Origin of the sequence: Acinetobacter sp. CIP 101966 (assembly GCF_000369725.1) — a bacterium.
Lineage (GTDB): Bacteria > Pseudomonadota > Gammaproteobacteria > Pseudomonadales > Moraxellaceae > Acinetobacter > Acinetobacter lwoffii_Q.
This window is the reverse complement of the sequence record NZ_KB850160.1, coordinates 1,056,596-1,076,551: the sequence shown is the minus strand read 5'-3', so window position 1 is coordinate 1,076,551 and position 19,956 is coordinate 1,056,596. Positions and strand designations below refer to the sequence as shown.

Annotated in this window: 22 protein-coding genes and 4 tRNA genes; 10 read left to right on the top strand and 16 right to left on the bottom strand. The window is 44.8% G+C overall.

Going from position 1 to position 19,956, the window contains the following annotated elements:
• Positions 1-3: 3 nt before the first annotated feature.
• The gene (locus tag F891_RS11295; RefSeq protein WP_004280617.1) at positions 4-282 is read right to left on the bottom strand and encodes a hypothetical protein; all 279 of its coding nucleotides are present in this window, start codon (positions 280-282) and stop codon (positions 4-6) included.
• Between the two features lie 206 nt (positions 283-488).
• Positions 489-1,421 (bottom strand): oxygen-dependent tRNA uridine(34) hydroxylase TrhO, encoded by a 933-nt coding sequence (locus F891_RS11290; protein ID WP_004645789.1) that lies wholly within the window; start codon positions 1,419-1,421, stop codon positions 489-491.
• Positions 1,422-1,610: 189 nt separating this feature from the next.
• Between F891_RS11290 and F891_RS11285 the strand changes: the two genes are divergently transcribed.
• From F891_RS11285 to F891_RS11270, 4 genes are all read left to right on the top strand, one after another.
• Positions 1,611-2,096: a DUF1289 domain-containing protein gene (locus F891_RS11285; RefSeq protein WP_005252584.1), complete on the top strand. Its 486-nt coding sequence runs from the start codon at positions 1,611-1,613 to the stop codon at positions 2,094-2,096.
• Positions 2,097-2,141: 45 nt separating this feature from the next.
• Positions 2,142-2,753 carry a LysE family translocator gene (locus F891_RS11280; protein ID WP_004280611.1) on the top strand — a complete coding sequence of 204 codons (612 nt, stop codon included), beginning with the start codon at positions 2,142-2,144 and terminating at the stop codon, positions 2,751-2,753.
• Positions 2,754-2,843: 90 nt separating this feature from the next.
• On the top strand, positions 2,844-4,649 hold the full coding sequence (locus F891_RS11275) for a DUF2157 domain-containing protein (RefSeq protein ID WP_004731888.1): 1,806 nt from the start codon (positions 2,844-2,846) through the stop codon (positions 4,647-4,649).
• Positions 4,649-5,215: a GDYXXLXY domain-containing protein gene (locus tag F891_RS11270; RefSeq protein WP_034439601.1), complete on the top strand. Its 567-nt coding sequence runs from the start codon at positions 4,649-4,651 to the stop codon at positions 5,213-5,215. The genes F891_RS11275 and F891_RS11270 overlap by 1 nt, the downstream gene beginning before the upstream one ends.
• A gap of 68 nt (positions 5,216-5,283) precedes the next feature.
• On the opposite strand, the gene panD is transcribed toward F891_RS11270, so the two are convergent.
• The 11 genes from panD to F891_RS11215 form a co-directional block, all read right to left on the bottom strand.
• Positions 5,284-5,664, bottom strand: coding sequence for an aspartate 1-decarboxylase (gene panD / locus F891_RS11265; protein ID WP_004280606.1), 381 nt, complete (start codon positions 5,662-5,664; stop codon positions 5,284-5,286).
• 144 nt (positions 5,665-5,808) lie between these two features.
• Positions 5,809-6,390, bottom strand: a complete 582-nt coding sequence (pth, locus tag F891_RS11260) for an aminoacyl-tRNA hydrolase (RefSeq protein ID WP_004645783.1) — start codon at positions 6,388-6,390, stop codon at positions 5,809-5,811.
• 18 nt (positions 6,391-6,408) lie between these two features.
• Entirely contained in the window at positions 6,409-6,705 is a 297-nt protein-coding gene (gene rplY, locus F891_RS11255) for a 50S ribosomal protein L25 (RefSeq protein ID WP_004645781.1), read from the bottom strand.
• Positions 6,706-6,803: 98 nt separating this feature from the next.
• Positions 6,804-7,757, bottom strand: coding sequence for a ribose-phosphate pyrophosphokinase (locus F891_RS11250; RefSeq protein WP_004280601.1), 954 nt, complete (start codon positions 7,755-7,757; stop codon positions 6,804-6,806).
• Positions 7,758-7,793: 36 nt separating this feature from the next.
• Positions 7,794-7,868: transfer RNA gene (locus tag F891_RS11245), tRNA-Gln, on the bottom strand.
• A gap of 92 nt (positions 7,869-7,960) precedes the next feature.
• Positions 7,961-8,035 (bottom strand) — tRNA-Gln (locus F891_RS11240).
• 18 nt (positions 8,036-8,053) lie between these two features.
• Positions 8,054-8,128 (bottom strand) — tRNA-Gln (locus F891_RS11235).
• Positions 8,129-8,154: 26 nt separating this feature from the next.
• A tRNA-Gln gene (locus F891_RS11230) sits at positions 8,155-8,229 on the bottom strand.
• A gap of 2 nt (positions 8,230-8,231) precedes the next feature.
• A complete protein-coding gene (gene ispE / locus F891_RS11225) occupies positions 8,232-9,059 on the bottom strand; it encodes a 4-(cytidine 5'-diphospho)-2-C-methyl-D-erythritol kinase (RefSeq protein ID WP_034439600.1) in 828 nt (275 codons plus the stop codon).
• 21 nt (positions 9,060-9,080) lie between these two features.
• Entirely contained in the window at positions 9,081-9,659 is a 579-nt protein-coding gene (lolB, locus tag F891_RS11220; protein WP_004280598.1) for a lipoprotein insertase outer membrane protein LolB, read from the bottom strand.
• A 7-nt stretch (positions 9,660-9,666) separates the two neighbouring features.
• The gene (locus F891_RS11215) at positions 9,667-11,379 is read right to left on the bottom strand and encodes a tetratricopeptide repeat protein (protein ID WP_004280596.1); all 1,713 of its coding nucleotides are present in this window, start codon (positions 11,377-11,379) and stop codon (positions 9,667-9,669) included.
• A gap of 79 nt (positions 11,380-11,458) precedes the next feature.
• Here F891_RS11215 and hemA point away from each other — a divergent pair, with 79 nt between their 5' ends.
• Entirely contained in the window at positions 11,459-12,748 is a 1,290-nt protein-coding gene (gene hemA, locus F891_RS11210) for a glutamyl-tRNA reductase (RefSeq protein ID WP_004731878.1), read from the top strand.
• Between the two features lie 139 nt (positions 12,749-12,887).
• Here hemA and F891_RS11205 read toward each other — a convergent pair whose 3' ends face one another.
• Entirely contained in the window at positions 12,888-14,810 is a 1,923-nt protein-coding gene (locus tag F891_RS11205) for a DNA primase (RefSeq protein WP_004280593.1), read from the bottom strand.
• 225 nt (positions 14,811-15,035) lie between these two features.
• Positions 15,036-16,001 (bottom strand): outer membrane protein assembly factor BamD, encoded by a 966-nt coding sequence (locus F891_RS11200; protein ID WP_004280592.1) that lies wholly within the window; start codon positions 15,999-16,001, stop codon positions 15,036-15,038.
• A gap of 71 nt (positions 16,002-16,072) precedes the next feature.
• On the opposite strand from F891_RS11200, the gene rluD reads away from it, so the two are divergent.
• The 3 genes from rluD to F891_RS11185 are packed head-to-tail and all read left to right on the top strand — an operon-like array spanning position 16,073 to position 18,504.
• Positions 16,073-17,125, top strand: coding sequence for a 23S rRNA pseudouridine(1911/1915/1917) synthase RluD (gene rluD, locus F891_RS11195; protein WP_004280590.1), 1,053 nt, complete (start codon positions 16,073-16,075; stop codon positions 17,123-17,125).
• 37 nt (positions 17,126-17,162) lie between these two features.
• Positions 17,163-17,903 (top strand): peptidoglycan editing factor PgeF, encoded by a 741-nt coding sequence (gene pgeF / locus F891_RS11190; protein WP_004280589.1) that lies wholly within the window; start codon positions 17,163-17,165, stop codon positions 17,901-17,903.
• Positions 17,904-17,943: 40 nt separating this feature from the next.
• Complete coding sequence (locus F891_RS11185) at positions 17,944-18,504, top strand: flavodoxin family protein (RefSeq protein WP_004280587.1); 561 nt, start codon at positions 17,944-17,946, stop codon at positions 18,502-18,504.
• 55 nt (positions 18,505-18,559) lie between these two features.
• Here the strand turns inward: F891_RS11185 and smpB are convergent, their stop codons facing one another.
• On the bottom strand, positions 18,560-19,039 hold the full coding sequence (smpB, locus tag F891_RS11180; RefSeq protein WP_004280586.1) for an SsrA-binding protein SmpB: 480 nt from the start codon (positions 19,037-19,039) through the stop codon (positions 18,560-18,562).
• A gap of 139 nt (positions 19,040-19,178) precedes the next feature.
• On the opposite strand from smpB, the gene coaD reads away from it, so the two are divergent.
• On the top strand, positions 19,179-19,670 hold the full coding sequence (gene coaD / locus F891_RS11175; protein ID WP_004280585.1) for a pantetheine-phosphate adenylyltransferase: 492 nt from the start codon (positions 19,179-19,181) through the stop codon (positions 19,668-19,670).
• Position 19,671: 1 nt separating this feature from the next.
• Positions 19,672-19,935, top strand: a complete 264-nt coding sequence (locus F891_RS11170; RefSeq protein WP_004280584.1) for a YfhL family 4Fe-4S dicluster ferredoxin — start codon at positions 19,672-19,674, stop codon at positions 19,933-19,935.
• Positions 19,936-19,956 lie beyond the last annotated feature (21 nt).

The window sequence follows — 19,956 nt, the reverse complement described above, 5'->3', positions numbered from 1 at the left end:
GAATTAGCTATGCGTCAGGGTATAAATATAAACTTTACGTAAGAAATAGGCCAAACAGATCGGCAGAATACTCAGCAGGATAAAATGCATGATGCTGGTATTGATATGGTAACCAATGAACAGCGCCAAGATTGCGCCAATAACGGTTCCCAAGATAACGACGAACAGATGTGACTGCTGTTCAAGCTCTTCAGAAATTTGATGAAGTCGTTGCAGCTTTATATTTTCTTTTGGTTGAAATTGAACCAGATTGTCTGAATCTCGAGCAAGTGAGCCTGCCATTTTATATTCCTTTTCAAGTAAAAATTTCAGTTAATAATGAAAGACTTAGCTTGTAAATCACCGTATCATTAGACTAACAATCTTGTTTGGAAAAAAATGAGGTTCTTGGTAAGGAATTGGTAAGAGTTTTATTACTGTTGTGATTTTTATGTAAACAAAAAACCCTCCGAAGAGGGTTTTTATATATTTCATTACAAAAGGCCAAATTAGAGGCGTTTGCGTTTTGCTGCTAAAATTTGTGATTGACGCATACGGAAACCTTCTTTTTGTTTCTCCGAGGTTTTGTCAATACAGTACACACAAGAGACACCATGTTCATAACTTGGGAGGGCAACTTCTTCTGGAAGTAAAGGCCAGCCACACGCATGACACTTGGTGTTTTGGCCTTCTTCAACACCGTGCGTTACGGCAGTACGACCATCAAACACGAAGCATTCACCTTCCCACATGCTTTCTTCAGCCGGGGTTTCTTCCAGGTATTTCAAAATACCGCCTTTCAGGTGATAAACTTCAGTGAAGCCTTCTTGAAGAAGTAAAGAGGTTGATTTTTCACAACGAATACCACCTGTACAGAACATCGCAATCTTCTTGTCTTTGTGCTGTTCCAGATTATTTTTCACGTATTCAGGGAATTCGCGGAAGCTTTCAGTTTTCGGGTCAATTGCGCCTTTGAAAGTGCCGGCTTTGTATTCGTAATCGTTACGTGTATCGACCAGAATCACGTCATCACGTGCAATCAGTTCGTTCCATTCTTTTGGATCAAGATAGTGACCGACTAAATCACGCGGTTTTACTTCCACGCCTAAAGTCACGATTTCTTTTTTTAATTTAATTTTCATCTTACGGAATGGCTTTTCAGAACTGTCAGATTCTTTGTATTCCATTTCGTTAAAACCTTCATTTAGAAGGAACTGGTGAATTTGATCAATCGATGCACGGTCGCCTGCAACCGTACCGTTAATGCCTTCACCTGCCACAATTAGAGTACCGCAAAGGTTGATGGATTTTACCAGGTCCAAAAGACGTTGCTGAAGATCAGCAGGATCTTGAACTTCTTTGAATTGATAAAGTGCGGCAACAACCCAACCAGTCGTCGCTTGCTGTTCTACAGGTGCAAGCTGTTCTACAGTAGCGTTCATGGAATACTCCAACGTAGCATGATAATTTGAAAGGCGCATATTTTAGCTTGATTCGAGTGAATAAGCGAGTAAAACGCAAGTCTTTTAACAGGCTTCAATTCATGGGAGAGAGCGTGTATAGTCATGCCCGGCCCAGGATTTTGTGCAGTGATGCAGATACTGAAAGTTGCAGTATCTTTGGAGTGTGTTTTGAGTTCAGATCGTCGTATTGCGTCTTTAACCCCATGTGCAGGGCGTTGCTCGACCGTATTTGGTGATGCGGTATGTCGTGGTTGTCGCCGTTTTAATCATGAAGTGATTCACTGGAATACGTATAGTGCTGAGCAGCATCGAGCTGTGTGGCAGCGACTGGATGCACAGCTGGATCAGATTCTGGTGCCATTGTTACCGCATGCCGATCTTGTCAAAGTGCAGGCCTTTGTGCTGTCGAAACGGGTGCGCTTGCGTGATGATGCTTCCAAAGGGCGCAAGCTGTATCATGCTTTAAAGCTCTGTGAAAAAAATCGGCATTTTACCGACGATAGTGGTTTGGGCATCCATTATAAGCAGGTGCGTCCGCTCTGGGACGAGTTTGAGCGCCGGATCTTGGCCTTGGCTACTGCCAGTTATGATCTGGCTTTTCTGCGGGCAGACGGTATCAGTCAGCATCTGATTCATATACAAGAGGAGGACTAAGTCCTCTTTTTTTATGCATAAAAATAACAATAGCTGAGGGGTGGCATGAATATTAGTGAATATTTTTTATATTGTCTGGCTGTTGTGGTGATGATCGCTACACCTGGCCCAGTGATGTTGCTGGTGGCCAGTGCCGGTTTAAAAGGTGGTTATGCGGCGGCTTTAAGAACCATTTTTGGTACCAATTTCGCCTCTCTGGTGTTAATTGCCTTATCGGTATTGAGTCTAAAAGGTTTGTTGGTCATTAATGCGCAATGGCTGGATGCGATCAAGCTGCTGGGCTGTTTATATATTGGCTATCTGGGCTGGCAGATTTTCCGTGAAGTTATTTTTAAGCAGCAGGAGCAAGCTCAGGAGAATCTAGTTCCTGTGCATGGTGGTTTTCGACAAGGTTTTTTGGTTGGTATTTCTAATCCGAAGGACATTATTTTCTTTGCGGCTTTTTTCCCGCAGTTTATCGGGATTACTCCTGATCTTGATTTAAGTTTAATTATTTTGACTTTGAGCTGGATTCTCCTGGATTTTCTGACTTTGTCTGTGGTGTATTTGGGTTTCAACCACTTATCCCATTCTCGACTCTATCCACATTTGCTGGCATTGTGCGGCATGATTCTGCTCATGATTGCAGGGTACGGAATTTATCAAATCCTGATTTAAAAATGTACAGCATACTTGGACTGTTCCTGCCTGGCATATCCTGCAAAAATCATGCTAAGGTGAAATCAAATAAAAATTGAACAGATTAGCATGTCCAGAACAGTACCATCGCCAGATCGTCCATTTTCCCCGCTGTTATTTATTCAACCTGCTGTGATTCAAATTCTTCAAATCATTGGGCTGGCGCTGATCGCTGTCAGTATCGTGTATCTGCTGGCAGCAAACTGGTGGATGTTGCCCAAGTTTGTCCAGCTGTTTATTCCTCAAATTTTATTGCTGGGTTCGGCATTGTTGAGTGTGCGTTTCGCGGCACGGGAAAAGTTAAGACAAAGTCTGGATACTGTATCGGGTCTAATGCTCGGCTTAAGTCTGGCCGTGATTGGACAGATTTATCAGACCGGTGCTGACAGTTATCAGTTATTTCTGCTTTGGGCTTTACTGCTACTGCCGTGGCTGTATCGGCCGAATATTGGGATCTTTGCATTATTTTGTGTGGTCAGTCAGCTGGCGCTGTATTTTTATTTTAAACAAAGCTTTTGGTTGGTGCGTGCTGAAACTCTTTATCTGCTCAGTCTGAATCTTTTGACCGGGCTAAGTATGATCTATGCCTTACGTTATTATCCGGTTTTGCGCTATCTGTTTATCGCCATCGTGGTACTCATTTCGGTAGTGAGTATGTTCCGGTTTGTCGACTCGGATTCGATCTGGTATTTGGCTTCGGTGCTGGTTCTGCCTATTTTATTCAGTGCTTATTTCTATACCCGAAAGCAACAGCTTGAAACCAGCTTACTGATTGCAGGACTGGCACTGAGTTTTAGTATTCTGATTTTTGATCTCACTGAGCAATATTTACAGGATTCAGCCGCCGGCTTATTGGTATTGGCTTTGTTGATATTCAGTTGGTTTGCAGCTATTACAGGTTTGCTGATCAAGCTGTTGCCCAAGAGCCGGTTTTCGGTCATTCCATTGGCCTTGGGCGCATGGATTGCTGGTGTGATCTTGGCCATGCTGTTGCTGACCTATTGGGGAAATTTTTCGATTCTGATGGGAGTCATTTTTATCGCAGTCGCCTGGTGGTTGATTCGTAGCAAGCCCTCAGTTTTTCTGCGGCAATTGGCTTATTGTTTGTGGGTGTGCGGTCAGGCCGCGGTATTGATTCATACCCAATTACTCACAGAGAGCCTATTACTGATTTGGCTGATACAAGTTGGCATTACGCTGCTGACTATCATGAGTCGTATGCATTGGCTGGTGGTGCTGTTGCAGTTGTTACTTGCACATATACTGGGAATTGCAGTTCTGGTCGACCAACATGCATTTTTTCAGGATCAGCGCCTGCTGACGTGGATCATGCTGCTGAATTACAGCATTCTGACAGGAGCTTTGCTTACTGCGAGATACTGGCTCGCTTCAGCTTATGCCAAAAGCATGAATTTATGGATGATTAGTATTTTGGTGGTGACGGCTATTTTTCAATGTTTACTGCAATTTGGTGTGGCTCAGCAATTGCAGCCACATGGTATAGATGAAGCCATGATTTTCTATATTTTGCCAGCTTTCTGGCTATTGAGTTTTGTCGGGATTCATCTCAAGCAATTTTCACGAATTCAACTCTGGCTCATTCCTGCTGCGGGAATTCTGCTGATTGCATTGGGTTACTTTGAAATTTTTATCATTTTAGTGTTTATGGCTTGGGCCATGGTGAATCAACAACGATTGATGCAAGCCTTGACCATTTTGCTACTGATCTTCTGGTTATGGCTGCTGTATTACAATCTGGGACTAAGTTTTTTATTTAAAAGTGTCAGTATTTTTGCCTCAGGTGTGCTGGTGTTGCTTTTGGCTTATGTGTTGAGTTCACCGAAGTTCCAGCTGAAAGCAGGAGTGGTCTCATGATGAAAAAGTTTATGGCACTGCATCTTAGTATTTTTAGTATTGCTTTATTCGTAGGTTTAATTGTCCAGCATGAATGGCATCTGGCCAAAAGCGACAGTATCTTTGTCGAGTTGGCACCAGTCGATCCGCGTTCGATCCTGCAAGGGGATTATATGGTACTGAACTATGATCTGCATTTTAGCGCAGTGGCAGCGGGGAATGGTTCCGAACAGCCTGTTTCTGACATAAAGATTGAAGATTTTAAAAATCAATCACATGTAATGAGTTATGTGCAGCTGGAGCAGCAGCGCAGAGTTATTAAAACCAGTTTTGATCGAAGTGCACTCAATCAATCGGAACGTGTGGCCCGATTAATGCTGAAAAACCCACGCAATACTTTTGAGGCTTTGTATCCTGCTGCTAACAGTTTCATGTTCCCCGAGGGTCTGGAGCCTTGTTATCGTAACGCCAAATTTGCAGAGCTGAAAGTGAAGGAAAATGGCAAGGCCTTGTTATTTGATTTGCTGGATCAACAATTAAAACCCTTAAACTGTGAAAGCTCTAAAAGCTGGCGAGAGGGCAGTTAAATAGGTCAATATTCGGGTATTAAAAAAGCCCGCAATGTGCGAGCTTTTGGGTATCTGGTCTGATCAGATTATGCGACTTGTACCGGAATACAGTTGGCGGTGTGGCTGACTGTATTATTTGGGTTAGCATAAACCAAGCGAGGCTGATGGGCATTCGCTTCAGCTTCAGTGAAATCGCCAAAGGTTGCAATAATCACGATATCGCCTACATCGGCTTGATGCGCAGCGCCACCATTGACTGAAATGATGCCTGAATTGTCTTCGCCACGAATTGCATAAGTTGCAAAACGTTTACCATTGGTCACGTTCCACACATGAATTTCTTCGTATTCACGAATGCCAGCCAAATCCATCAAAACGCCATCAATTGCACATGAACCTTCATAGTGTAGTTCTGCATGTGTAACGTGAGCGCGGTGAATTTTGCATTTTAATAAACGAGATAGCATGGCTAGCGTCCCCTGAGTTGACCTAAGAGTTTGATCATTTGGTTAAATCAATCTTGCTTGCTGTATGGTGAACAATCGAGCAAACGCATTTTGCGCTTAAATAAACTTTCTGGCAAGCGGAATTGTCCAGCAATTTTTGAATGTTTAGTTCGGCTTATATGCGTTGATTTGATTCATGGCTTGCTGTACTTCACCATTCACCAGCATTTTTGTGCGGGCGAGCGCATGGGAAATTGCATCATCCATTAAATTCTGTTCGCTGCTAGGTGCTTTACTGAGCACATGACCGGAAACACGGTCTTTGGCACCAGGATGGCCAATTCCAATACGCAGGCGATGGAAGTTTGAACCAATATGCGGCACGATATCGCGTAGACCATTATGACCACCGTGACCACCGCCAGTTTTCAGGCGAATGACACCGGGATTCATGTCCAGTTCATCATGGGCAATCAGGATCGATTCAGGTGCGATATTGTAGAATTTGGCGAAAGGAACAACACTTTTGCCGGAAAGGTTCATAAAGGTTGTCGGTAGAAGAAGACGGACGTCTTGACCTTCTATATTGCCACGACCGCTAAATCCGTTGAATTTCGGGTCTTTTTTGAGGGTAATGCCATATTGGTCTGCAAGGCGTTCTACGAACCAGAAGCCTGCATTATGGCGGGTTTGGGCATACTCAGAACCTGGGTTACCCAAACCAACAATCAGTGAAATATTTGACACTAATTACACCATTAACACTTATGCGCGTTTGAAGTCAGCGTGCATTGGTGTGTTTTTAGCTGGGTGACGTTGTAACGCTTGGATTTTAACGCTTTCAACTTTACCGTCTACATCAATTTCGATAACTTCTTCAAAGAATGAATTGTTTTCTAAGAATTTAACAAGCTGACGAAGCTCAACAGTAATTGCTACAGGAGCAGCTTCACCACCGTAGATGATTGCAGGAACTTTAGCTTGAAGACGAAGGCGGCGGCTCGCACCTTTCCCTTGAACTGCTTCTTCACGTGCTGCTGCGTTTAATACGAAGTTTGCCATGATAGACATCCTATTTAAGTTAAATGAACCAGACTTGCGACCAGTCTAGTGAGTAAAAGCCCTACCAAATGGCAGGGCTTTGAAAATTCAGCGCTCTATTATAGATAAGAATCGAACATTGCGCTAATAGATTCTTCGTTGTTAATACGACGAATCGTTTCGGCAACCATGCTGGCTACTGAAACCTGGCGAATCTTGCCCAGAGCTAAAGCTTCATCAGAAAGAGGAATGGTATCAGTCACAACCAGTTCATCAATCACAGAATTCTTTAAGTTTTCAATCGCTTTACCAGAAAGTACTGGATGCGTTGCATACGCAACAACCTTGCGAGCACCGAAAGTTTTCAATGCATCAGCAGCTTTGCATAACGTACCAGCAGTATCTACCATGTCATCAACGATGACACAATCACGATCTTTTACATCGCCAATCAAATGCATCACTTGTGATTCATTCGCTTTTTGACGACGCTTATCGATGATTGCAAGATCGATATCGCCCATTTGTTTTGCAACAGCACGTGCACGTACTACACCGCCAACGTCAGGTGAAACCACCATCAGGTTATGATGCGATTGTTGACGCAAGTCAGCAAGTAGCGCTGGTGTACCGTAGATGTTGTCTACAGGGATATCGAAGAAGCCTTGGATCTGGTCAGCGTGCAAGTCGATCATCACAACACGGTCAACGCCTACAGTAGTGAGCATGTCTGCTACAACTTTTGCAGTAATTGGAACACGTGCTGAACGTGGACGACGGTCTTGACGAGCATAACCAAAATAAGGAATCACGGCAGTAATACGACCCGCACTTGCACGACGCAAAGCATCAGCCATCACCAAGATTTCCATCAGGTTATCGTTAGTTGGGGCACAAGTAGGTTGTACGATAAATACGTCTTTACCACGAACGTTTTCAGTAATCTCGACAGCAATTTCACCATCAGAGAACTGACCTACAGAGGCAGCGCCTAGAGGAATATGTAAGTGACTTACGACTTTTTGAGCGAATTGTGGATGCGCAGATCCACTAAAAACGACAAGATTGGGCATGAAGCACCCTTGGCGGTTGGGATATATGGGAATAGATGGCAGGGGTAGCTGGATTCGAACCAACGGATGCCGAGATCAAAACCCGGTGCCTTACCACTTGGCGATACCCCTAATGCGGCAGAACTTTAATATTTTTGCGGTAAAGTGTCAAGGTAAATTAACAGTCTTACAGCAAATGAGTGTTCTGTCTTTTTTCGAGAAAATGGCAGGGGCGGCTGGATTCGAACCAACGGATGCCGAGATCAAAACCCGGTGCCTTACCACTTGGCGACGCCCCTAATTTGATGACTGTAAGATGGCAGGGGTAGCTGGATTCGAACCAACGGATGCCGAGATCAAAACCCGGTGCCTTACCACTTGGCGATACCCCTAATACAGTACATCTACAGGTGGAAAATGGCAGGGGTAGCTGGATTCGAACCAACGGATGCCGAGATCAAAACCCGGTGCCTTACCACTTGGCGATACCCCTATCTACACTTTAAACTGAACTAAAGGTGATTCTTGTAAACTGTTGACCAGGTAAGCTTTACATGGTGCATTTGCAAGAATATCTTCGATGTTCAGATTTTCAGTGACTTCAATAAACACACAAGCACCTGTACCTGTAAGCTTTGCTCTACCGAACTGGTCGAGATATTGCATTGCTTCATCGACTTCAGGATATAAGCTTCTTGCCAGTGGCTCAAAGTTATTTCCAAAATCAGATGGCGTTTCCTGATAGGCGCAAAATTTAGTGCTCTTCGTGTCTCTTGTCAATGCTTTTTGCGAAAAAAGCATTTGAGTGCTGATAAAACAATCAGGTTTTAACACAATGAATTTTTTTTGATCTAAGTCTATGAATGTTAAGTGTTCACCAATGCCTTCAGCCCAAGCATTTTTACCATGCACAAATATCGGCACATCTGCACCCAGTTTAACCCCGAGATCTGCCAGTTGCTCAATATTTAAATCGCACTGCCAGAGCTGGTTTATCACAATCAAGGTCGTCGCTGCATTGGAAGACCCTCCACCCAGACCTGCACCCATCGGGATATTTTTTTCCAGACGAATTTTTAGTCCGCACGGCGTTTTGGCATAGGGCTTCAATAATTGTATCGCCCGATAGATTAAATTCTGTTGCAGATCGACTGAGGCCAAACCTTCTATCTGAATCGCATCATCAGCGCTTGGTTCAAACTCCAGCCAGTCATACAGGTCAATCAGCTGAAAAATACTTTGCAGTTCATGATAGCCATTTTCACGGCGACCGGTGATATGTAAAAACAAATTCAGTTTAGCAGGCGAGGGAACACGAATCATCATGGGCTGGAATCAGGTCAATTAACGGTTTTCAATGATCATTGTAATACGGTTTTCCGCACCATTTCCAAGTGACTGCTTTAAACTTAAGCGGTTTGGCATTTTGGCCTGCGCATTATAATTGAGATCGACTGTCCAGCCCTGTTCGATAATCTGGTTAATCCGCTGCGCATCGTCTTTTTGTAATTTGGCAGCCGTGGTGGCAGGGCGGGCTTGTACCCAATCGACTAAATAACTGATCGGCGCTTGCCAGCCTGTTGCGCGTTGCAGTAATTCCTCGGCACTGGCTGCCTGAATCACACCGGTTTTTGCGCTGTTTAAAGTCACTTGTCCCGGTGTGCCAGAAATCTGGGTTTTACCGACACCTAAGATACCACTGAGCTCAATATCAAATTCTTCCTGCTGTTGTACCCAGGTAAAGAATGCGCTGCCAGTCTGTTGAGGGGTGCGAACGCCAATTTTACCTTGCAGTTGGAATTGATTCTCCGCTTGTACAGACGGAGTGGCAGGCGTTTGTGGCTTGATCATCTGCTGACAGCCAGTTAAAAATAAAGCAGTGGCTGCAAAGGCACAGCAGCCCAATTGGCTTAAATTGCGCATAAACTAATTAACTCGTTTTGGTTTGTGGTGCTAACAATAGCGAATTAAGTTGTTTCAATTCTGGGTCATTTGGATGGTTTTGTTGTAATTGTTGTAACACTTGGTGGAAGTGTTGTAGATCACCTTTCATGTACAACGACCGGGCATAACGCACCCCAATCTTCACATTCGGATTCAATTGATAGGCTTTGTATAATACGTCCGCAGCTGTAGCGAAGTCATTCTGTAAATAACAGATATAACCATAGGTATCCAGAATGGACGCCTGTTCCGGTGCATATTCCAGTGCTTGCTCTACATAGCGGCGTGCTTCTTCGAGACGGCGGTTCTGCATCGCCAGGGTGTAGGCATAGGCATTCAGATAGGTCGGACTGTTCGGTTCAATTTTAAGTAAAGTGCTAAGTAGTTCATCCAGCTTGACGCGATCCTGATGGGGATCCAGCAACAGGACTTGCGAATAGACCAGTTCAGGGTCATCCGGCAGGTTTTTGCTGGCTTCTTCCAGCAGGCGAATCGCAGCTTTTTTATTCTGCATACGAGTTAAAATATCCGCCTGAGCCAGATAAAGGAAGCTGGCATGTTGCGGATAATTCACCCTTTCCTGTGTTAAGAAACGCAGCGCATCATGCAGCTTATCTTGCTGGGCGAAAATCGAAATCATGTTGCGACGCGAAACCGTGTAAAGACTGCCATCTACCAGCCGATAATAGGCTTTGGCGGTTTCATAATGCTGTTTGCGTTCTGCATTTACCGCCAGATAATAATAGGCTTCGTTTTGATATTGCGCAGAATAACGCAGTTCGACCAGATATTTTTCGGCCTTCTCGTATTCTTCCAGGTCGATACTGGTTAGTCCGGCAATAAACAGGGCTTCTTCGGCAGTCGGCCACTTTTTTAGAATGTCTTGCAGTTTTTTCAGCGCCAAAGTCGCTTCGTTCAGCTTGACCAGATATTTGACTTCGGCCAGACGCACATCCAGATTATTGCGGTTTTTACGGCTGGATTTTTCATACCATTGTAGCGTGGCCTGAGTATCGCCAAGCGCATTGAGCAGATTGGCTTTCATCAGGATATAGCCGGTTGCATTCGGCCGTTTTTTTAAGGCGCGGTTAACCGTATTTAAGGCCTGTTCGAGCTGACCATTTTGTGCTTCCAGGCCGGCCACCAGCACCAGAATAGACGGATTGTCCTTGGCTTTGGTGGTGCTCAAAGCCTGAATCAGATAACTACGGTCCTCTGTACCTTCTGGTGAAATTCCGGCCAGAATTTCTTCCAGATCGGCACTATCATCAATTTGCAGGATTTTTTCCAAGGTCTCAGCGGCTAGCTCATATTCATGTGCTTTCAGGGCAATATGTGATAAATAAAATAAAGCGGGGACATCTTGCGGCTCTTGTACCACCCAGTGCGTAGAGATATCCAGTGCGGCCTGAAGATCGTCATGTTCCAGCGCGACATTCAGTGCACGCTGCTTGACTGAAGTGGAATTGCTTTTGATCGCCAGCACCGTATAGTTGTGCAAAGCAGTCGGAATGTCATGTGCAGCGATGGCAAACTCAGCCATCATACTTTGTTTTATCGCATCATAATTTTGATTTGCATGGTAAACTGCTTCCGCTGCATAAAGATGCGCAGTCGAAGCCATGCTACCCACCAGTAGGAATGTGGTAGAATATTGCTTAATTGTAGGGCCGTTGATACGGCTAATTGTTTGACGCAATTTTTTATTGATCCAAGTAATGCTTTTTATGACACCGATGTTGCACAATAGCATAAATTTAGTGAAATGATGACCTGATATGTCTTTCTTTGCATTGGGTGTCAACCATCAAACTGCCTCTGTAGAACTGCGCGAACAAGTGGCGTTTAACCCTGAAAAGTTAAGTGCCATTCTTGCCGAGCAAAGCCAACACCCTGAACTGAACGACATGGTGGTGGTGTCTACATGTAACCGGACCGAAGTTTACGCCATGTCTGACAATGCTGACATGGTGCTAAACTGGCTCGCCCAGAAAAATGGGGTAGATGTCAAACAACTGCAACATCATGTCTATCGTTATGAAAATGCTCAAGCGGTGACGCATCTGATGCGTGTCGCCAGTGGTCTGGATTCACTGATGCTGGGCGAACCACAAATTCTGGGGCAGGTCAAAACCGCACTTTCTCTGGCCAAAGACTCCCATACGGTGTCGCGCAATCTCAACCGAATTTTTGAATATGCCTTTTATGCCGCTAAACGCGTGCGCTCAGAAACGGCTGTCGGCAGTCATGCGGTCTCAATGGGCTATGCGGTGGCGCAACTGGCCTTGCAAGTATTTAGTCATCCGGACAAGCTGACCATTATGATAGTGGCAGCCGGGGAGATGAACAGTCTGGTGGCCAAACACCTTGCAGAGATGGGGGTGGGCAAGATCATTATCTGTAACCGTACCCGCGAGCGTGCGGATATCCTGGCACAGGAAATTGCACATCGGGTTGAGGTCGAAATTATAGGTTTTGATCAGCTTGCAGAAAATCTGCATCGTGCCGATGTCATTTCCAGTTGTACCGGCAGTTTGCATCAAGTGATCCATTTTACCGATGTAAAGGCTGCACTGAAAAAACGCCGTTACCAGCAGATGCTGCTGGTCGATCTGGCCGTACCGCGCGATATTGATGCCAAAGTAGAAAGCCTGGACGGGGTTTATCTGTATGGCGTTGATGATCTGCAAAGCGTGATTGAGGAAAATCTGGCACAGCGCCGTCAGGCGGCTGTTGAGGCCGAAATCATGGTCAATCAGCTGGCTACAGAACTGATGACCCAGCAAAAGGTCAAACAGGCCGGGGCGACCATTCATGCCTATCGTGATCATGGTGAAACTTTACGTCAGGAAGAATTGACACTGGCAATCCAGCGTATTGCCAAAGGCGAAAAGGCAGATACTGTACTGGCCGAGTTTTCACATCGTTTGACCCAAAAACTGTTACATCCAACCTCTATTGTGCTGCGTGAGGCGGCCAAAGCGGAAGATCCTGCCTATTTTGAGCTGTTGCAGGAAGAACTGGGCAATGTGGTTGCGAAACGTCGTAAATCCAGGCATTCATTTTAATCAGTATGATGAGAGGCTTGGTTCTTTGTTGATTTGTACTTCAACATAAAACCCAACCTGATTGTTTGAGAAAATGATAAATAATACTGTGAGCTAGCACTGACTTCATTTGATTCAAAAGAATCAATAATTTGAAAAATCAGTCTTCTAATAGGGTCATTGAGCGTTTTCGGTCAATTTCATAAATCTGCATTTTCAGATTTTTCATTTCAGCAATGCTGCTAAATTTCTTGGATTTAATCTTGTTTTTTAAACACTGATATTGCAGCTTGGTCGAAAAATCAGCCGCGAGTTTGTCGGCCTGTTCTGGCGATGAGGTGTAATCACTGACATTGGCATGCTGCAAAATATGCTGCAGTTCATGATGATGGGCTGCGCAGGCACCGAGCACATAGTAGATCGACAGTTCGGGATCATCTGGCAAGTCATCAAAAATCACATTCAGAATATTCAAAATTTTAAACAGCAGCTGATCTTCCGCTACCAGCGCGCGCAGCGGCTCAAAATGAATATATAGATAAGGATGATTCATCAAGATCGCAATCACATATTCTTCAGCATCAATTTTGGTACTAAAGCTTAAGGATGCATCCGTATTGACTTTTGGTTGCCATTTACGGTTAAAGCCCAGTTTTTCACGGAAAAATTGCTGCAGCAGATAACGGAAGGAGCCGTGTTTGGGCAGTAATTCAGTCAGATTTTTTAGTTCACCCATGACCTGACTTTTGCCTTCAGGGGTAGTGATATCCTGATTTTGGGTCAGATGGGCGAACACGAAGTCCGACATCAACGGCGCCTGTTCTAATAGGCGTCTGAAGTTCTCTATCCCTTCACGGCGGATCAATGAATCGGGGTCATGGTCAGCGGGCAAGACAAAAAACTTCAGCTCGCGGCCATCATTCAGCAGGGGTAGGGCAATGTCCAAGGTACGGCGCGCTGCTTTTTGACCGGCAGCGTCCCCATCAAAGGCAATGGTCAGCCGGTTACTCTGCTTGAACAGAATATTCAGGTGGTCGGTATTACTCGCTGTGCCTAAAGTCGCCACTGCGCCATGAATGCCATATTGCTGGAGCGCAATTACATCCATATAGCCTTCGACCATCAGCCATTCTTGGGCTTTCTGCTTGCGCCCTTCATACAGACCATACAGCAACTGGTTTTTATGGAAGACCTCAGAATCTGGCGAGTTGATATATTTAGGTTTAATCTCGTCATTGAGTGCGCGACCACCAAAGCCGACCACACGCCCCTTGGTATCACGGATCGGGAAAATCACCCGTTCACGCAGCAGATCAAAATCACGGCCACTGTCGCTGGTACGAATCAGACCTAAAAGTTTTAAGCCTTCAATATCCTGAGGAAAGGCTTTTTCCAGATGTTGCCAGTCTTCGGGCGCATAGCCTAAGCGCCAATAGGCAATGGTTTCTGTAGTCAGACCACGCTGTTTAAAGTATTGCTGAGCGCTCGGGCTGTTGGGTAACTGGCGCTCATAGAACTGCGCGATATTTTCCAGCAGATCATAGAGATTACCGTCTTGCTGAACTTCTGCCATGGGCAGGTGTTCAAAAGAAGCAAAAGGGTCACCATAAAAATCCTGTTCGACTGCCTGAAACTCTGCAAATGGATCGAAACTCGCCGTAGAGGCAGCACTATTATTTTCTGTTGGGGCGTTATTTTGTTGCGGCTGAGCTTGTGGTGCCGCTTGAGCAGGCGCAATTTTAGGTTTGGCTGCTTCACGTTTATATTTTAATTTATTGGAATCGGTATTGTCTTTAGGCAGTTCGATGCCGGTCTGACTGGACAGATCTTTCATCACTTCGACAAAATTACGGCTGCCAATGTCCATTAAAAAACGGATGGCATTACCGTTGGCCTGACAGCCAAAACAGTGAAAATACTGTTTATCACGATAGACGTGGAAAGACGGTGATTTTTCCTGATGAAAAGGGCAGCAGCCTGAATAGGTACGGCCCGTTTTTTTCAGTTTTACGAATTGACCAATCACATCGACAATATCGGTGCGATCGAGAATCTGATCAATCGTATGTTGAGGAATGGCCATGGTCTGTTGAGCTTCTCGCGCTGGTATTTAAGGTCTAAATCACTGAAAAAATGAAAATAGTCTGGCTGAACATTGAATATTTCAAGTTCCTTTGTATACCTTTTGCACGTTTTGTTCAAGCCTTGGCCGGACAACGCAAAAGGGCAAGTATGATACCTTGCCCTTGAGGAAAATGCACCTGTAAAGCGCTGTCTTATTTGCTGATGCTGCCGGACTTATTCAGCTTTATTCAGCCGTTTTAGGACGATCAAGCAAACCAAATGAAATACGGTTGGTGATGCTGCGCTTTTCAGTTTCTGGCGCATCTGACTGTGCATCGGTGTCGGTTACAGTCTTGGCTTCTTTACCAAAAATACCCAGTGTCGCGCGGTTAAAGAAACTGCTTTCGCTACGCGCTGCACGCAGATTCACCGTACCATCTGATTTCACCAGATTCGGATAATTCAGCTTTAACACATCCACATATTGCTGAGAAGTCGCTTTATCACCTAGCTGAGCATAGCCATAAGCAACCGTTGCCAGTGCTTCTGGAATCTGCGGAGTTTGTGGATAATGCTCAATCACCCACAAGCCACGTTCAACTGCTGCCAGATACGCCTTACGTTTGATGTTAAAACGTGCTGCGTTCATTTCATGCTCAGCCAGTTCCTGACCGATAAACTGCATACGCTGTGCGGCATCGACTGCATAAGTACTTGATGGATAGCGGCGAATGAAATCAACAAAATTCTGGTAAGCCACTTTCAGGTAGCTGACATCACGATGCGACTGTTTCAGTGAGGTATAACGCAGCAGACCGTTATAGTTCTGTTCCATATTTGAGACACCGCGTACATAGTAGGCATAGTCGACATTCGGATGTTGCGGGTTCAGACGGATAAAACGCTCTGCCAGTGCAACCGCGCCTTCATAATCTTTTTGCTGGAATTTCACATACAACAGTTCAAGCTGCGCTTGCGGAGCATACTGACTGGTCGGGAAATAAGTTTCCAGCGCTTCTAACTGTTTTGCTGCATCGGTATATTGATTACGATCTAGCGCTTTCTGTGCTTTTTGAATATAAACCTGTTCGCTAGATTCTGGACCTTTATCCACGACTTCTTTTTTTGGATTACTGCTACAGCCTACCATTGCCGATGCAATGCCTAATGTCACAGCAAGCATTGTCATTTTATAATGTGGTAGCGACATAAAAATTCCTCTGTTAATACGGGCAATGAGCTACAATTGCACTATTAAACCACTTTTGTCTGAATGAGCAAATGAGTCAAGCACAATCTTCCAATTCTAATATCCCTGATACTGATTTCAATTTACTTGAAGATTCTGAGGATGCAGATAACCATACTTCAGAAGCAACTGCAACACGTTTATCGTTGCAATTTCAACTGGATGAAACTTATATCGGGCAACGGATCGACCAGATTGCCGCAATGGTCTGGAACGATTTTTCTCGAGAAAAATTAAAGCAATGGATTAAAGATGGCAATTTATTGGTGAATGGTCAACCGGTTAAGCCGAAATTTAAAAGTGATGGTTTTGAAACCCTGACTTTAAATGTTGAGCTTGAAGCGCAAACGCGCAGTCTGCCGGAAGACATTCCACTAGATATCATCTATGAAGATGACGATATTATTGTCATCAACAAACCAGTCGGTATGGTGGTGCATCCGGGTGCTGGCAATAGTTCTGGCACCTTGGTCAATGCTTTATTGCATCACTATCCGAAATCGGCTGAACTGGCGCGTGCAGGTCTGGTACATCGTATCGATAAAGACACCAGCGGTCTGTTAGTCGTTGCCAAAAATCTGGAAGCACAGTTTTCTCTTAGCAAACAGCTTGAGAAAAAATCAGTATATCGCCTGTATGACTTGGTGGTTTACGGCAATATTATTGCTGGCGGTACCATTGATGAACCAATCAAACGCCATCCGGTGGATCGTGTGAAAATGACCGTACTTCCAGGTGGTAAAGACGCGGTGACGCATTACAATGTCAAAGAGCGTTTCCAGCATTTTACCCGTGTTCAAGCCCGTCTGGAAACTGGACGTACCCATCAGATCCGTGTGCATTTTAGCTATATCGGCTTTGGCTTGGTGGGCGATCAGGTGTATATGCCACGTGTCCGTATGCCTGCAGGTGCATCGCAATTATTAGATGATACTTTGCGTGGCTTCAAGCGTCAGGCTTTGCATGCTGTACAACTCGGTCTGACCCATCCGCGTACCAAAGAAGAAATGACCTTTGAAGCACCGTGGCCGGAAGACTTTGCCAATCTGGTTGAAGTGCTGCGTACCGAAAACAAAGCCTATTAATCTTTTTATTTAGCTCGCGTCAAAGCAAGGAATCGAGATGCAATTTGTACCAGGACTTCCACAAGGTGTGTATGTCGGCCAGACTCGCGTTCACCATGCGAAAGTACAGCCATCCGCACAGCCTGAGCTTGCAGGTTTTAACTTGGCCTTGCATGTGCAGGATAATGCGCTACGGGTACAACAGCATCGTATGGCTTTATTGCAGGATTTCGCTGCCTTTGGCGTAGATAAGATTACCTGGATGACCCAGACGCATAGCACCATTTGTCATAGCATTAATGAGCAGATGCCATTTACCGCACTGGTCGGAGATGGTCTGGTGACGCAGCGCAAGGTGCATGCCTTGATGATGATGACTGCAGACTGTTTACCTGTAGTAATGGGGAATGCGAAAGGTACGGAAGTTGCCAATTTGCATGCTGGTTGGCGTGGTCTGGCGGGTGGAATTGTTGAAAATACCATTGCCGCCATGCAAACTCCGCCGACTTGGGCCTGGCTCGGGGCAGCAATTAGCCAGCCTTGTTTTGAAATTGGCACTGAAGTAAAAGCGGCTTTTTGTAGTAAATATCCTGAACTGGACAGTGCATTTCAGGCCGGTGAACAGGCAGGTAAATATTATGCCGACCTGTATGCGATTGCGCGTTATATCTTGCAGCAACACGGCATAAATACCGTATTGGGTGGGGATCAGTGTTCTTATCGTCAAGCACATGAATATTTTTCTTATCGCCGTGAGCCAAAAACAGGGCGTATGGCGACATTCGTGTTTATGACATGAAAATGTTAAACTTAACTGAATTTTTTGGCTTTTGAGCGTTATGTCCCTATCTTCCAAATCTGTTGCGATTGTTTATCACAGTCCTTATGGACACACGGCTAAAGTGGCAAATTTTATTGCCGATGGTGCACGGGAAACCGGTGTTCAGGTGCATATGATGAATGTCGAACATATAGACTGGGATGTACTGGATGCCGCCGATGCAATTATATTTGGCTGTCCGACCTATATGGGTAGCCTGACCTCTGCCATGAAGCTATTTATGGAACAGTCTTCCAAGCGCTGGTTGGCACGTACCTGGCAGGGAAAACTGGCAGCGGCTTTTACCAATGGTGGCGGACTTAGTGGCGATAAGCTGGCAGTGTTACAGCAGATCAATCTGTTCGCCATGCAGCACGGTATGCTATGGAGTGGCTTACCATTAATGCCGACAGGTCGTGCCGTGACTGATCTAAACCGGATGTCGAGCTTTTTGGGTTTAATGACCCAGTCAGATAACGCACCGGTAGAAGTGACTCCACCTGAAGGCGATTTAAAAACCGCGTTCTGGTTTGGGGAATATATTGCCCTGACTCTGGCAAGACTGGGCGGTAAAGCTTAAAGTTATAATAAAACCTCCAAATGCGGAGGTTTTTTTATATTCAACTTTTAATCCATTATTTATGGAAAATTCGCGCCTTATCACGTTGCCAGTCACGGTCTTTTTCGGTGGCACGTTTGTCATGAAGCTGCTTACCTTTCACCAGAGCAATTTCCAGCTTGGCATGTGGACCTTTCCAGTAGCAGGCCAGTGGAACGCAGGAATAACCTTTCTGGTTAATCGCACCCATCAACTTTTCAATTTCACGGCGATTCAGCAACAGTTTGCGGGTACGGGTTGCTTCAGGCACCACATGGGTCGAAGCACTTAACAAGGGCTGAACCTGTGCACCAAACAAGAACGCTTCACCATTTTTAAAGGTAATATAACTTTCTACGATGGTCATGCGACCAGCACGCATTGATTTGACTTCCCAGCCTTTTAATGAAAGCCCCGCTTCAAATTTCTCTTCAATAAAATAATCGTGGCGGGCACGTTTATTCAGTGCAATGGTACCGCCATTATTTTTTTTTACTACAATAGATGCTTTCGCCATAATCTGATACTTCCAAACGTGCTGCTATTGTACCGCAACTAGAAATAAGGTGAAGTTTTTTAAATTAATGAGGATTATTCACCAAAAAAACAAGTTTTTGCTAAAATAAGATTCTACATAACAAACAGAGTACAAATGGATGTCTAAAACTCGTGTGATTTATCCGGGGACTTTTGATCCAATTACCAATGGACATATTGATTTGGTAACCCGCGCAGCGCGAATGTTTGATGAAGTTGTGGTAGCGATTGCCATCGGTCATCATAAAAATCCGGTATTTAGTCTGGAAGAGCGTGTCGCATTGGCAAAAGAGTCATTGAGTCATTTGGACAATGTTGAATTTGTAGGTTTTGACGGTTTGCTGGTCAATTTTTTCCGTGAGCAAAAGGCGACTGCTGTATTGCGTGGTTTGCGTGCAGTGTCTGATTTTGAGTACGAATTTCAGCTGGCAAATATGAACCGTCAGCTGGACTCCCATTTTGAAGCGGTGTTTTTAACCCCTTCAGAGCAATATTCTTTTATTTCATCCACTTTGGTGCGTGAAATTGCTCGACTAAGAGGTGATGTAACCAAGTTTGTACCACCAAACGTGGTTGCGGCCTTCGAGCGTAAACTTCAACAAGGTTGGTAGCGTGTCTTTATATATCACCGATGAATGCATTAACTGTGATGTCTGTGAACCTGTATGCCCGAATGAGGCCATCTATATGGGTGAACTCATTTATGAGATTCATCCAGATTTATGTACAGAGTGCGTCGGACATCATGATCAACCGCAGTGCCAGTTGTTCTGTCCGGTGGATTGTATTCCACTGGATCCGAATCATGTCGAAACGCAGGAACAGCTGCAAGCCAAGTATGAAAAACTGACTGCTCAAAAAACATCAAGCAATTAGTCTCGATATTTGATACTATGC

Excerpts from the sequence above, each read along its gene's own strand:
- F891_RS11295 (WP_004280617.1), bottom strand. The coding sequence starts at position 282 with ATGGCAGGCTCACTTGCTCGAGATTCAGACAATCTGGTTCAATTTCAA.
- F891_RS11290 (WP_004645789.1), bottom strand. The coding sequence starts at position 1,421 with ATGAACGCTACTGTAGAACAGCTTGCACCTGTAGAACAGCAAGCGACG.
- F891_RS11280 (WP_004280611.1), top strand. The coding sequence starts at position 2,142 with ATGAATATTAGTGAATATTTTTTATATTGTCTGGCTGTTGTGGTGATG.
- F891_RS11275 (WP_004731888.1), top strand. The coding sequence starts at position 2,844 with ATGTCCAGAACAGTACCATCGCCAGATCGTCCATTTTCCCCGCTGTTA.
- F891_RS11270 (WP_034439601.1), top strand. The coding sequence starts at position 4,649 with ATGAAAAAGTTTATGGCACTGCATCTTAGTATTTTTAGTATTGCTTTA.
- panD (WP_004280606.1), bottom strand. The coding sequence starts at position 5,664 with ATGCTATCTCGTTTATTAAAATGCAAAATTCACCGCGCTCACGTTACA.
- rplY (WP_004645781.1), bottom strand. The coding sequence starts at position 6,705 with ATGGCAAACTTCGTATTAAACGCAGCAGCACGTGAAGAAGCAGTTCAA.
- F891_RS11250 (WP_004280601.1), bottom strand. The coding sequence starts at position 7,757 with ATGCCCAATCTTGTCGTTTTTAGTGGATCTGCGCATCCACAATTCGCT.
- ispE (WP_034439600.1), bottom strand. The coding sequence starts at position 9,059 with ATGATTCGTGTTCCCTCGCCTGCTAAACTGAATTTGTTTTTACATATC.
- lolB (WP_004280598.1), bottom strand. The coding sequence starts at position 9,659 with ATGCGCAATTTAAGCCAATTGGGCTGCTGTGCCTTTGCAGCCACTGCT.
- hemA (WP_004731878.1), top strand. The coding sequence starts at position 11,459 with ATGTCTTTCTTTGCATTGGGTGTCAACCATCAAACTGCCTCTGTAGAA.
- F891_RS11205 (WP_004280593.1), bottom strand. The coding sequence starts at position 14,810 with ATGGCCATTCCTCAACATACGATTGATCAGATTCTCGATCGCACCGAT.
- F891_RS11200 (WP_004280592.1), bottom strand. The coding sequence starts at position 16,001 with ATGTCGCTACCACATTATAAAATGACAATGCTTGCTGTGACATTAGGC.
- rluD (WP_004280590.1), top strand. The coding sequence starts at position 16,073 with ATGAGTCAAGCACAATCTTCCAATTCTAATATCCCTGATACTGATTTC.
- pgeF (WP_004280589.1), top strand. The coding sequence starts at position 17,163 with ATGCAATTTGTACCAGGACTTCCACAAGGTGTGTATGTCGGCCAGACT.
- F891_RS11185 (WP_004280587.1), top strand. The coding sequence starts at position 17,944 with ATGTCCCTATCTTCCAAATCTGTTGCGATTGTTTATCACAGTCCTTAT.
- smpB (WP_004280586.1), bottom strand. The coding sequence starts at position 19,039 with ATGGCGAAAGCATCTATTGTAGTAAAAAAAAATAATGGCGGTACCATT.
- coaD (WP_004280585.1), top strand. The coding sequence starts at position 19,179 with ATGTCTAAAACTCGTGTGATTTATCCGGGGACTTTTGATCCAATTACC.